The organism is Frondihabitans sp. Leaf304 (genome assembly GCF_001423105.1).
In the GTDB taxonomy this organism is placed as follows: Bacteria; Actinomycetota; Actinomycetes; order Actinomycetales; family Microbacteriaceae; genus Frondihabitans.
Genome location: NZ_LMNV01000002.1, coordinates 425,858 through 438,859 on the forward strand (window position 1 = coordinate 425,858; position 13,002 = coordinate 438,859).

Here is a 13,002-nt window from a genome sequence, read left to right on the forward strand (position 1 = left end):
TGTTGTGCTCGGAAAGCGGTGTCGTCGGAATCAGCCCGAGTCGATCGACCGCACTCGCCAACCGGCCTCCGTCTTCACCACGAAGACGGAGGCCGGTTCGTCGTTGCTCGACGTGGCGTCGAAGAGCACAACTCCACCCAGCCGGTTGATGGCCGTGCCGACGACGATCTCTGGCACGGATTCGAGAAGCGCAGGATCCGCCACGACCCGCTCATCCTCCGCCAGCGCGGCTGACCCGGGTTCGTCGACACCCGCCAGGCACTCGGCGTCGAGGGCTCGGAAGCAGTCCGCGCGGAGCCGGAGTAGGAGACGAACGGCTCTGTCGGCGTCATCGCCGGCTAGGACAGCTTCCACCTGGTCGTGGCGATCGGCTCGGGGGCCAGTCGACGTCGAAGGCGTAGGCGTTGGGGTCGCCGTCGCCCTCCCCCCAGGAGTCGTTCCTGTGGCCCGACCCGGCGGGCCCGAACCTTCCGCGGACGTCGCGGCCACGCCCCGATCGTCGTTGGCACTCCCGGCACCTCCACCACCGGCACCGCCACCACCGACCGCGAGCCCGATCGCCGCGCAGCCGACAACGGCGCCCGCCAGAACCCACACGCGCTTCCGCACCTGTCGCGCCGCTGCTCCGGCCTGGGCAGCGAGCTCGAACGCGCGCCCTCCGGCAGATAAGCGGTGGGCCCAGGTGCGAAGCGTCGCCAGCCCCGGAACGAGATCATCGAGCGGGTACATGGTCTCCACCTCGTCGTGCACCGGCATCATCTCGAAGGGAGCCTCGTCGTCGAGTGCGACGGGGGCGGCGAGATCGAACAGTGCCTCGACGAGTTCGTCGAGCGTTGTCGACTCGTCGCAGAGCTCCGTGAAGCGCCGCCGCTGGTCGGCCCCGATGCCCGAGCAGACGGGCAGCACCTGGTCGATCGCGCGACGCCCGGCTGCCGTCGCCCCGCCGGGTGGGCGGGCGAGCCGCTGCGGACCCCGTGCCGGGGCGGCGCGCACGCCCACGACGACGGGTGCGCCGTGTCGATCGAGCAGCACGTTGCCCAGGCCGACGCCACTCACGAGGTCGACGTGGCGTGCCAGGGGTGACCGCTCGAGATGCTGGAGCGCCATGAGCACCGGAGCGAGGAGCGTCACGGCCTCCCCCGCCGCAAGCACCCCACGATCGGCCACGAAGGTCGAGGCCGACCGGCTGCCGAGCCGAGGCAGGATCAATCCAAGAGAATCGGCGCCCGCCACGAGCGCGACGTCGATCAGAGGAACGACGTGCCGGTGGGTCGCCCCCGAGAGCGCGACGGCCTCGGCCAGCGCGCGCGAGGCGGCACCATCGCCACGATGGATCTTGACGACGAGCGACGAGGATCCGAGCCCACCGAGCCACTCGTACACATCGGCATTCACGCCCGCGGCGACGAGCTCGCCGAGGCGACTGTCGCGGGAACGGGGTGAGGTCATCCCTCGATCGTGACCGCTTCGGATCCTTCGGTGACCGATCATTGTCAGTCTGGGGAGAGGACGCTCGGCTGTCCGGCCTGGGGAGACGAGGCCTCAGGAGGTGCGGCGAGGCCCGGAGACCGTATCCTAGACAGCATGGCACGTAGCAAGTCCGCGGAGAACGCATCTCCGACCCCCGCAAAAGAGCCCGGTCGCATCAAGCAGATGTACCAGGTCTTCACCATGACCCGAAAGCACGACCCGAAGTCGATCTGGCTGATGCTGGCCGCCTTCGTCGTCCCCGTCGTCGCCGGTGTCGTGCTCGCGCTCGTGGCGGGCGGCAACATCCTCGGGCTGATCCTCTACATCATCGTCGGCGTTCTGCTCGGTGTGCTGCTGTTCATGATCGTGCTCGGCCGTCTCGCCGAGAGGGCCGCCTACTCGCAGATCGAGGGCCAGCCGGGTGCGGTCGGCGCCGTGTTCAAGAGCGGTCTCCGTCGTCAGTGGCGTGCCAGCGAGATGCCCGTCGCCGTGAACGGTCGCAGCCAGGCCGCCGTCTACCGTGCCGTGGGTCGCCCGGGCGTCGTGCTCGTCACCGAGGGCACCAAGGGCCAGACCCAGCGCATCGTCGACGAAGAACGTCGCAAGGTTGCGCGCATCACGCCAGGAGTGCCAATCACGGTCTTGAGCGTCGGCCCCGATGGTGACTCGATCCCGCTGCACCGCCTCGCGGCCCGGATGAACAAGGTCAAGAAAGCGATCGACCGCAACGAGGTGCTCGCCGTGTCGAACCGGCTCGACTCGCTCGGCCAGAACAAGCTGCCGATCCCCAAGGGCGTCGACCCGATGCGCGTGCGCTCCGGCCGACCACGCTGACCTTCACGTCGCGACTGCGAAAGGGCACCCGACCGAGTTCGTCTCGGTCGGGTGCCCTTTTCACTGGCGCGAATCTAGATACGTACGAGCAGCGTGCCGGCGGCTCGATCGTGCAGGCCGCGCTGATCCTGGTCGTAGATGACAGCCGGGATCACGAGGCACAGCAACACCGTCCGCACGACCGGACGCCACCAGCGCACGGCACCACCCGTCTCGGGCACCACGCGCATCCGTGTCGCGAGGTGGCCGATGCTGCCTCCGACGGTGAGGGTGAACCCGATCTGCATGACCGCGAAGACCGCGAGCGTCGCGAACTCGTTGTAGTGGAAGAACGCCACCGAGACGATCACCGCGAGGAGCCAATCGATGATCAACGCCACGACGCGCCGACCGAGGCGGCCGACCGAGCGCGGGCCCGTCTGCGGCAACCCGAGATCGAAACCCGGCCAGGGCGTCGACTTCTTCGGTTCGGGCGGCAGGGGCGGAGGGGCGGAGCTCGACATGGAGACGAGCCTATCGAGGCGCGGATGCGGGGGTGCCGGGAGCGGTCGGGCCGGATCCTGACGCCCTCTCGGAAGCGACGCGTAACATGCCGGAAACATTCTGGTCACCGCGGCGAAACGGCCCGTCAATAGCCTCATGACTGGAGGCGTCCCGCTTTCGCCCACGTTCCACGCCCATTGGAGACCTTCGCGTATGTTCAAAGATTCTTCCGAGGTGCTGAGCTTCATCAAGGACACTGACGTCAAGTTCCTTGATATCCGCTTCACCGACCTTCCCGGTGTGCAGCAGCACTTCAACATCCCCGCATCCACGGTCGACGAGGAGTTCTTCTCCGTCGGTCAGCTCTTCGACGGCTCCTCGATCCGCGGCTTCGCGTCGATCCACGAGTCCGACATGCAGCTCATCCCCGACGTCACCACGGGCTACGTCGATCCGTTCCGCGCCGAGCGCACGCTGATCCTCGTCTTCGACATCTTCAACCCGCGCAACGGCGAGCTCTACTCGCGTGACCCGCGTCAGGTCGCCAAGAAGGCCGAGCGCTACCTCGCCTCCACCGGCATCGCCGACACCGCGTTCTTCGCCCCCGAGGCCGAGTTCTACGTCTTCGACGACGTCCGCTACGAGGTCAAGCAGAACGCCTCCTTCTACTCGGTCGACTCCGAAGAGGGCGCCTGGAACACCGGCCGCGCCGAAGAGGGCGGAAACCTCGCCAACAAGACCGCCTACAAGGGTGGCTACTTCCCGGTCTCGCCCGTCGACAAGACGGCCGACCTCCGCGACGACATCAGCCTCAAGCTGATCGACTCCGGCCTCGAGCTCGAGCGTGCGCACCACGAGGTGGGCACCGGCGGCCAGCAGGAGATCAACTACAAGTTCGACACGATGGTCCACGCGGCCGACGACATCCTGAAGTTCAAGTACATCGTCAAGAACACCGCCGAGCTCTGGGGCAAGGTCGCGACCTTCATGCCCAAGCCGCTCTTCGGCGACAACGGCTCGGGAATGCACACCCACCAGTCGCTCTGGAGCGATGGCAAGCCCCTGTTCTACGACGAGAACGGCTACGGCGGACTCTCCGACATCGCGCGCTGGTACATCGGTGGTCTGCTGAAGCACGCCCCCGCCGTGCTGGCATTCACGAACCCCGCGATCAACTCGTACCACCGCCTGATCCCGGGCTTCGAGGCTCCCGTCAACCTGGTCTACTCGGCCGGTAACCGTTCGGCTGCCATCCGCATCCCGATCACGGGTACCAACCCGAAGGCCAAGCGCATCGAGTTCCGCGTCCCCGACGCGGCGTCGAACCCGTACCTCGCCTTCGCCGCGCAGCTCATGGCCGGCCTCGACGGTATCCAGAACCGCATCGAGCCTCACGAGCCCGTCGACAAAGACCTGTACGAGCTTCCCCCGGAAGAGGCGAAGAACATCCCCCAGGTTCCGGCTTCGCTCGACGCCGCCTTGATCGCCCTCGAAGAGGACCACGAGTTCCTCACCAAGGGCAACGTCTTCACCGAAGACCTCATCGAGACCTGGATCGCGTACAAGCGTGAGAAAGAGATCCTGCCGATGGCGCAGCGTCCTCACCCGTTCGAATTCGAGATGTACTTCGGCGTCTAAGTCGTCGTGCCTTCGGGGCCCGCACTCTTTCGAGGGTGCGGGCCCTTTCGCGCGCGGGGCCGGCGCATTTCGTGGGCCTGCTGCAAATTTGAAGGAGAAACAGCCCCGCCCGGGCCAGATCTCGCCGATCCCGGGCCGTCGCGGCGAGTTTCTCCTTCAAATTTGCAAGTGAGAAACGTACGCCGGCCGGGACGAGGGGCCACCGCAGAGGGCAACGACGAAGACCCCGCCCGACGCGAGTCGGAACGGGGTCTCACTGGCGTATCGGGTTGCGCCAGATCGAGCGGGTTCGCACGCATCACCGTGCAGCAGCCGCCCGGGCTCGGGAACCTCTAGAGGGCGAGCGCGGCACTCTCGAACGCCTGGCGCTGACGCGGCACCGTGCGTCCGCCGAGGGGCCGGACCTCCCAGCCGGCGGCCGACCACACCTCGGTGTCGAGCGCGTTGCGGGCGTCGAGCACGATGGGGTTGGCGGCGAGCTCGGCCAGGTGCCCCGGGTCAGCGTTGATGAACACGGGCCACTCCGTCAGCAGGAGCACGGCGTCGGCGTCGGTCACGGCCTCGTCGAGGCTGTCGGCGAACGAGAGCGTCGGGAAGCTGCGCTGCGCTGTCGCGGAGGCCTCAGGATCCACCACGAGCACCTGGGCACCCCGCAGGTGCAGGGCCGCAGCGACGTTGAGGGCCGGCGAGTCGCGTACGTCATCGGTATCGGGCTTGAAGGCGGCCCCGAGGATGGCGAGCTTGCGGTTGAGGACGGAGCCGCCGCACGCATCGATCGCCTGGTCGATGACCCGCTGGCGTTGCTGCATGTTGATCTCGTCGACCTCTTGCATGAGGCCGACGACACGGTGGGCGCCGAGCTCGTTCGCCCGAGACATGAGCGCACGGATGTCTTTCGGCAGGCAACCGCCACCGAAGCCGAGGCCGGCGTTCAAGAACTTGCGGCCGATGCGATCGTCGTAACCGAGCGCGTCGGCGAGAACGCGGACGTCGGCCCCGGCGACCTCGCACAGCTCGGAGATCGCGTTGATGAACGAGATCTTCGTGGCGAGGAACGCGTTGGCGCTGACCTTGACCAGCTCGGCCGTGGCGAGGTCGCACGAGATGACGGGGGTGCCGGTCGCGATTGGCTCGGCGTACACCTCGCGCAGGATCGCCTCGCTCTTCGCGTCAGTGCCGCCGAACACGATGCGGTCGGGGCGCAATGTGTCTTCGACGGCGTGGGCCTCACGGAGGAACTCGGGGTTCCAGACGACCTGCGTCTCCACGCCGGCCGGCTTCGCGTCGGCGACGAGCTTGCGGAGCTTGGCTGCGGTTCCGACCGGCACCGTCGACTTTCCGACGATGATGCCGTCGTGGCTCAGCGACTCGGCGACAGCCTTCGTCGCGGCTTCGACGTAGCTCAGGTTCGCGGCGTGACTCCCCCGGCGCTGCGGCGTTCCAACGCAGATGAAGTGCACGTCGGCCATCGAGACGGCGTCGGGCAGGTCGCTCGTGAAGCGGAGTCGACCGGTGCCGACGTGCTTCACGATCAGCTCGGGCAGGCCGGGCTCGAAGAACGGCACGCGGCCGGCGCTGAGCGCCTCGACCTTCGAGGGGTCGGTGTCGACGCCGATGACGTCGAAGCCCATCTCGGCCATGGCGGCCGCGTGGGTCGCCCCGAGGTAGCCGGTGCCGATCACCGAGATGACGGGCTTGAGGCCCTTGCCCGCAGCCGCTGCGTCGGTCGACGGAGAGACGTCGCTGGTCTTCTTGGGAGTGCTCATGGTGATCTCCTAGGTGGGGCTGTTTCTGTCGAGGGGTGGGGCTGGCGGACCAACTGGGCGCCAGCCCCGAGGGTGTTGCCGAGCGAGTGACTCTAGGGAGTGGACTTCACCGGTCTCAGCGAGTAATTGATGTCTGAACGAGCAATGCCGGCAGAGAACGCCTGCAGAGCCGTCGAGGTCGAGTTCAGGCGCCAATCGTTGGTAACGAGCTGGTTGTTCAGAGTCGTGGTGACCGTCAGGCTGAACCAGGAGAATCCGATGATGTCTTTGTTCTCCGGCAGCGAGAGCGCGGTGAACAACTTGTCGATCCAGCCCGCCTTGAGGCCCCCGCCCTCGGTGGCTCCGATCTCCGCCAGGAAGATCGGCTTCGAGGTGTCGGGCACATTCCGGAGAAGAGCGAGCGTGTCGGCGAAGGTGTCTTCGAACGAGCCGTCCTGGGGCCCGTCGCCCGACGGACGTTCGTACCCGGACATCCCGATCCAGTCGACGTAGGCGTCTCCCGGATAAAGCGACTTTGTGTACTCGAGCGTCTTGTGCGTCTTGGTGAGGTTGTTGACGCGGTTCGGAGCCCAGATCCAGTTGACGTAGGCATTGGCGCCCTGGGCGGAGAAGATGTCGTGGACGTGCTGCCACATGGCGACGTACTGCCCGGCCGAATTGCCGTTGACGGAGTTCCCGTGGCCGTCGTCTTCCGACCAGGGATACCAGGTCGCGTTCATCTCCTGGTCGAGGCGGATGCCGACGGGCTGGCCGTTTGCGACGATGTCGTCGGCGTACTTCTTCAGGTAGGTGTCGAAGTCGCCTCGGATGATGTTGCCGAGGGAGTACTCCGGCTGATCGGCCTGGTTGTTGCCGGCCGTCGACGACTGGGATTCCCAGGTGATGATGGGCAGATCGCCCTTGGCCCAGGAGCGCTGGACGGCGTCGGCGCGGAAGTCCTTGTCCCATCCCTGGAAGTAGCCGGCCGAGTTCGGCTGAACACCGACCTTCGAGCTGACGTCGTCGAACTCCGACCAGCTGAACGGCGACTGCGCGGTGTAGAGGCCGAAGTAGCGGTTCGTCGGGTTCTTGATCGAGGCGAGGCTCGGGGTCGGCGGCACGATGGGTCCGATGGGTGTGTCTCCCCCGCCAGAACCGCCACCCGAGCCTGTTCCGCCACCGTTTCCTGCACCGGTTCCGTCTCCCGACCCGGCGTCGGTTCCGGCGCCGGGTCCTGTTCCCGTTCCCGTTCCGGAATCGGTGCCCGTCGACGCTCCACCGTTGATGCTGCCGCCGCCGAGCGTGGAAGCACCGCTGTCAGCGGTCTTCCCTCCGTCTGCGGCGAGCTGGCTGGCGAGCGAGTCGGCTTTGCCCGACGTCTGAGCTTGGGCGGCCATGGCGTTCGACAGCTTCGACGACAGCGACTCCGACTTACCGTCGGCCGCCGCCAGCTGCTTCTTGAGCTCGGCGATCTCTACCGACTGATCGGTGAGCTGCGACTTCGACGACACGAGCTGCGTGAGCAGGTCGGCACGATCGTTTTTGAGAGCCATGTTGGTCGAGATCGGTTGGACGACGTCGCCGACGACCTTGCGCACCACATTGTCGGTGGGCGACATCCAAACCATCCAGGAGATGAGCCCGAGGAGGACGACGATGGCGGTGGCACCGAGGGCGGAACGGCGGGAATTCTTCTTGCCGGTCGACCAGAAGGCTCCACCCGTGCTGAGCGGCGTGACTCCGCCGGATGAGTAGTCAGACAATGAAGAGAGCCTCCAGGATGATGATGACGGCACCGATCAGGTACGGCCATGCGGCTTTCGGGTTGAGCTTGCGTCGGGCGGGCACCTTAGCGGTGGGAGCGGCCGAGACGGCCGTCTTGGCCCGGCGGCGGCTCTTGACGAGCACGGTGCCGGATTCGGGGGCGTCGGACGTGCCGAAGTCGAACAGTGTGTCGACGGTGGGCTGGCCGGGAGTATCGGTGAACTGCGCCTCAAGGGCGTCGAGGGGCGTCTCCATCGCGTCTTCGCGGCGATCCACCTCGTGCTGGACCTCCTCGGTGACGACTCCGCCGGAGTAGGCCCCGGCTCGGGTCCCCCAGCCGGCCGAGTGGCCCATGCGGAAGAAGCCGATGATGCGGATGGGCATCAGGAAGAACGTCGACACGATGATGAAGACGGGGAGGCGGATGAAATCGCCGGGCTTTTCAGAGAGGTGGCGCATCTGCCGTATGGCCATGCTGAGCACCGACGAGGCGACCATCAGCACGACGATCGCGACGACCCCCGATCGGAATCCGTATTCGTGGAGGATGCCCGTGTAGAGGTTCGTGCCCTGGTGCGTGGCTGCGTTGTAGATCCAGCCGCCGACGACGCCGAGGAGGACGAACGGCAGGACGATGTCCATCGCGAAGAAGAACGCGAGCATCGGGGCGTGCCCCAGCATCCACGGCATCATCCGGAGGGTGTTGTACTGGCTGCCGCGAGCCCAGCGGAGCTGCTGCTTGAACAGCTTCTTGATCTGGAGCGGTGCGTCCGTGTAGACGAGGCTCGTGTACTGGTACACGGTGCGGTAGCCCTCTTTGAGCGTGAGGTTCGTGAGGGTGCGGTCGTCACTCACTTCGAGGAAGACGCCCATGAACTTCTCGGTCATGAACTTGTCCATGACGCGGACGAGGATCTCGCGGCGGAACGCGATGGTGCGACCGGGAAGGCACCCGATCTGGCCGAGCACGCTCTGAGCGGGCATCGAGTAGAGCGCGCGGCTGTTCTCGAGCCAGTCGGCCCAGCGGGTGATCCAGGAGCGCTCGGGCTCGAGGATCCGCTGGCGCGTGGTCACTCCACCGACGTTGGCCTGCGCGAACGGCTTGAGCAGCTCCTCGAGCGTGCCCTCCGTCCACACGGTGTCGGAGTCGACCAGCACGGTGATGTCGCCGGTCGAGAGCTCCGTGCCGATCATGACGGCGTTGCGCTTGCCAGGGATCGGGGTGTGAGTCCACTGCACCAGCGGGGCGAATTCCTCGCAGATGCCCTGCAGCACCGGGTTCGGCTTGCCGTTGATGACGACGATGATCTCGTCGGGTTTCTGCTCGACCATGCGGCCGATGACGTCGCGGAAGAGGTCCTCCGGTTCGTCCACGACGGGAACCACGACGCTGGTCGTGCCGGTGTAGTGCCCGGTGAAGGGGCGGTAGTTCCGCGAGATCACGACCTTGATGATCCAGAGGACCCAGATCATGATCGAGTAGACGGTGAAGAGGTAGACCTCGGGGTGACCCTGGATCTCATGACGAATTTGAAGGATGAACGTGAGCACGATGCCGCCTGCTGTGGTGGAAAGGGGGTGGCTTCCACGTCATCGGGGAATCGGTCGTTCGGGTAGTGAATTTCTAACCCATGGCCGGGGGCGTTTCAAGCTGTCCCTCACAGTGGGGTGGCATCGGCCGGATCGGGGTACGTCGAAGTCCCCCGAAACGTGTCGCCCAAAGTGCCGACAGGTGATTGGTCGGTATCGAGGTGCGAGGGGTTTCTACCGCGGGGTCGAGCGGATCGCGGAAGGGCGGATCCTTGGGTGCGTTAAAAGTGCTGATCAGAGCCAAGGATCCGGGTGTGTTCCGAGGGGTCTTTCTGAGTGGCCCACTATTACGGTTGCATTTCGGGCCTCTCACCACCGGGTGATCGGGCGACTTGCGTGCGTAACCTCCCCGTCATCTTATTCGGGGTACAGGGGGTGATTTCGGGGTACGGGTTAACCCGGTGAGAGTAATCCTCACGCAGAGTGCATCTCGGGCGTGTCGAGCTCGGAGGAACGCGTCAGCTCGTCGGTCGAGGCGACTTCTCGATGCCGTAGAAACCCGCCTCGAACACCTGACGCGACCGACGCGTGACCGCCAAATAGTCTTCTTCGAGGTCGGATGCCGAGCCCGCGGGATACTCGAGCAGTCGGGCGACGGCCTCGAGCTGCCGACGGTCGGAGGGCAGCAGGTCGCTGGTGCGGGAAGTCCAGAGCATGACGGCGGATCGGGCCCGGGAGGCGATCAGCCAGGCCTCCCGGAGGCGCTCCGCGTCGGTCTCCGCGACAAACCCGGTGTCGACAGCAGCCTGCAGAGCGCGGAGCGTCGAGGTCGTACGCAGCGCCTCGACGGAGCCCGCGTGCTGCAACTGGATCAGCTGCACGAACCACTCCACGTCGCTGAGAGACCCACGACCGAGTTTCAGGTGCCTGGTCGGGTCGGCGCCCTTCGGCAGGCGCTCCGATTCGACCCGGGCCTTCAACCGTTTGACCTCGCGGACATCCTGCTCAGAGAGCGATTGGGGGTACCGGACCGTGTCGGCGAGGGCCTCGAAGGCGACGCGCAGGTCGTCGTCGCCCGCGACCGATCGGGCGCGCAGAAGGGCCTGGGCCTCCCAGGTCAGAGCCCAGCGGGCGTAGTAGGCGGCATAGCTGTCGAGCGATCGGGCGACGGGGCCGTTCTTGCCCTCGGGGCGGAGATCGGCGTCGAGGTCGAGGGGCACGAGAGGGTCGTCGGTGAACCTCTTGAGATCGGCGACGATCTGCGCCGCCCGCTGCTGCGCCGAGGGGGTGCCGGGATCGGATCGGAAGACGTAGAGCACGTCGGCGTCGGAGCCGAACCCCAGCTCTTCTCCGCCGTACCTGCCGAGCGCGATGACAGCGAACTCCAGGTCGTCTCCCCCGTGTCGGAGTCGATCGTCGCGTCGGGCGAGGGCAAGTGCACCCGAGATGGCCGCCGACATGATGTCGGACAGGCCCTTGCCGAGCTGTTCGACCGTGATGACACCCACGATCGCACCGAGCGCGAGACGGAGGATCTCGCGGCGACGGGCGGTCCGCAGGACGGTGGCTGCCTGGAGCGAGGTGTCGTGTCGCGCCACCGTCGCCATCGCCTCGTCGAGCAACGTCGGCAGGGCCCGGGGATGCAGATCGGCGTCGTCTTCGAGCCAGGACGCGGCCTCGGGGATGCGCTCGAGCAGATCGCCCGCAAAGCGCGACGACGACAAGACCGTGGTGAGTCTCTTTGCGGCGCCCGACGAGTCGCGGAGCATGCGGAGGAACCAGTAGCTCTCGCCCAGTCCGTCGCTCAGGCGGCGGAACGCCAGCAGGCCCAGATCGGGATCGGTGCCCTCGGCGAACCACTGCATCATGGCCGGCAGCAGGTGCCGCTGGATGCTGGCGCGGCGAGAGACCCCCGCACTCATCGCCGCGATGTGACCCAGCGCACCCTTGGGGTCGCGGAAGCCGATCGCCTGGAGTCGAGCGATGGCCGACGTGGTCGTGAGCGCCAGATCGGCATCGGGGCGGCGAGCCACGGCCGAGAGAAGAGGGCGATAGAACAGCCGCTCGTGCAGGCTGCGGACCCTCCTCTTTATGGCGTGCCAGTGCTCGACGAGCCCTGCCGCGCTGGTCGCCAACCCCGTGGCCCGGGCGAGAACGCGGAGGGCTTCTTCGTCGGTCGGCATCAGGTGCGTACGTCGCATTCGCGAGAGCTGGATGCGGTGCTCGAGCAGGCGGAGCTCGCGGTAGTCGCGGTTGAATTCAGCCGCTTCGGCGCGTCCGACGTAGCCCTCTGCCGCAAGGGCACCCAGCGCTCCCAGGGTCGAGCGCTGCCGGATCGACGGGTCGTTCTGACCGTGCACGAGTTGCAGCAGCTGGATGGTGAACTCGATGTCGCGCAAGCCCCCGGGGCCGAGCTTCAGCTGCTGATCCACCTCCGCGGACGGGATGTGCGCTGTGACACGCTCTCGCATGCGCTGAGTGGACTCGACGAAGTTCTCGGTCGACGCGATCGACCACACGAGGGGCGCGAGCTTCTCGACGTACTCCGAGCCGAGTTCGCGGTCGCCAGCGATGGGCCGGGCCTTCAGGAGTGCCTGGAACTCCCATCCCTTCGCCCAGCGCTCGTAGTAGGCGAGATGCGACGACAGGGTGCGAACGAGGGCGCCGTTCTTTCCTTCCGGTCTCAGGTTCGCGTCGACCTCCCAGAGGGGCTCCTCGGGGGCGAGGTCGGAGAGCGTCCGGGTCGTGTGAATCGCGAGGCGGGTCGCGATCTCGACGGCGCGAGCGGACTCGAGGCCATCCGTCCCTTCTGCGACGAAGACGACGTCGACGTCGCTGATGTAGTTCAGCTCGCGCGCCCCCGTCTTGCCCATGGCGAGGATGGCGAGCCTCGTTTGGGCGACCTCGTCGGCGGGGAACGCGACTTCGCGGCGGGCCACGTCGAGGGCTGCCTCGAGCGCGGCACCCGCGAGGTCGGCCAAAGCCGACGCGACCACGTCGAGCCCGGCCACGGGGTCGTAGAGCGTGAGGTCGAAGGCCGTGAGCGAGACCAGGCACTCGCGGTACGCGACCCGCACCGCCGTGCGGGCGGCATCGCCGGTGAGGTCGCCGACGGCGGACAGCAAGTCGCGCTCGTAATCGTCTTGATGCGGGACGGTCCAGACCTTGCTGAGCAGCGCGCGGAGCGATGCCGGACGCCGGACCAGGAAGTCGGCGAGACCCTCGGAGGCACCCAGCACGAGCATGAGGCGATCGCCCGGACGCTCGTCGGCGCGCGTGGGGCTCGGGAGGGTCTCCGCTCCGAGAAACACCCGTGTCTCGTCGGGGGCGCGCTCGATCAGTCGACCGAGGCGGACGAGAGCCTGATCCGGGTCTGCACTCCGAGAGATCGCAGCGACGTAGCTCTCGACCAGGGGCTCCCGGTCGATCAACTCGTCGAGGCGATCGCGACTCGCCCGAAGATCGGCGAACCCCAGCCGTGCCAGATCGGAGAGCGCGGTGGCTGATCGGGGCACGGTGGGGCTCGTCGTCGTTGTCG

General features: G+C 66.9%; 8 protein-coding genes. 2 read left to right on the forward strand and 6 right to left on the reverse strand.

From position 1 onward, the window contains the following. Positions 1-30: 30 nt before the first annotated feature. Entirely contained in the window at positions 31-1,449 is a 1,419-nt protein-coding gene (locus tag ASF54_RS01915) for a hypothetical protein (RefSeq protein ID WP_055958141.1), read from the reverse strand. 135 nt (positions 1,450-1,584) lie between these two features. Between ASF54_RS01915 and ASF54_RS01920 the strand changes: the two genes are divergently transcribed. Beyond that, positions 1,585-2,304, forward strand: a complete 720-nt coding sequence (locus ASF54_RS01920) for a DUF4191 domain-containing protein (RefSeq protein WP_055958144.1) — start codon at positions 1,585-1,587, stop codon at positions 2,302-2,304. 74 nt (positions 2,305-2,378) lie between these two features. Here ASF54_RS01920 and ASF54_RS01925 read toward each other — a convergent pair whose 3' ends face one another. Beyond that, positions 2,379-2,807: an RDD family protein gene (locus tag ASF54_RS01925; protein ID WP_055958147.1), complete on the reverse strand. Its 429-nt coding sequence runs from the start codon at positions 2,805-2,807 to the stop codon at positions 2,379-2,381. Between the two features lie 193 nt (positions 2,808-3,000). On the opposite strand from ASF54_RS01925, the gene glnA reads away from it, so the two are divergent. Next, positions 3,001-4,425 carry a type I glutamate--ammonia ligase gene (glnA, locus tag ASF54_RS01930; protein WP_055958150.1) on the forward strand — a complete coding sequence of 475 codons (1,425 nt, stop codon included), beginning with the start codon at positions 3,001-3,003 and terminating at the stop codon, positions 4,423-4,425. 332 nt (positions 4,426-4,757) lie between these two features. Here the strand turns inward: glnA and ASF54_RS01935 are convergent, their stop codons facing one another. The 4 genes from ASF54_RS01935 to ASF54_RS01950 form a co-directional block, all read right to left on the reverse strand. Further along, the gene (locus tag ASF54_RS01935; protein ID WP_055958152.1) at positions 4,758-6,191 is read right to left on the reverse strand and encodes a UDP-glucose dehydrogenase family protein; all 1,434 of its coding nucleotides are present in this window, start codon (positions 6,189-6,191) and stop codon (positions 4,758-4,760) included. Between the two features lie 92 nt (positions 6,192-6,283). Next, on the reverse strand, positions 6,284-7,933 hold the full coding sequence (locus ASF54_RS01940; RefSeq protein WP_055958155.1) for a glycoside hydrolase family 26 protein: 1,650 nt from the start codon (positions 7,931-7,933) through the stop codon (positions 6,284-6,286). Beyond that, the gene (locus ASF54_RS01945; protein ID WP_055958158.1) at positions 7,926-9,485 is read right to left on the reverse strand and encodes a glycosyltransferase; all 1,560 of its coding nucleotides are present in this window, start codon (positions 9,483-9,485) and stop codon (positions 7,926-7,928) included. The genes ASF54_RS01940 and ASF54_RS01945 overlap by 8 nt, the downstream gene beginning before the upstream one ends. A gap of 497 nt (positions 9,486-9,982) precedes the next feature. After that, complete coding sequence (locus ASF54_RS01950) at positions 9,983-12,979, reverse strand: bifunctional [glutamine synthetase] adenylyltransferase/[glutamine synthetase]-adenylyl-L-tyrosine phosphorylase (RefSeq protein ID WP_055958159.1); 2,997 nt, start codon at positions 12,977-12,979, stop codon at positions 9,983-9,985. Between the last annotated feature and the right edge of the window lie 23 nt (positions 12,980-13,002).

Coding starts and splice junctions, on each gene's coding strand:
- ASF54_RS01915 (WP_055958141.1), bottom strand. CDS start 1,449: ATGACCTCACCCCGTTCCCGCGACAGTCGCCTCGGCGAGCTCGTCGCC.
- ASF54_RS01935 (WP_055958152.1), bottom strand. CDS start 6,191: ATGAGCACTCCCAAGAAGACCAGCGACGTCTCTCCGTCGACCGACGCA.
- ASF54_RS01920 (WP_055958144.1), top strand. CDS start 1,585: ATGGCACGTAGCAAGTCCGCGGAGAACGCATCTCCGACCCCCGCAAAA.
- glnA (WP_055958150.1), top strand. CDS start 3,001: ATGTTCAAAGATTCTTCCGAGGTGCTGAGCTTCATCAAGGACACTGAC.
- ASF54_RS01925 (WP_055958147.1), bottom strand. CDS start 2,807: ATGTCGAGCTCCGCCCCTCCGCCCCTGCCGCCCGAACCGAAGAAGTCG.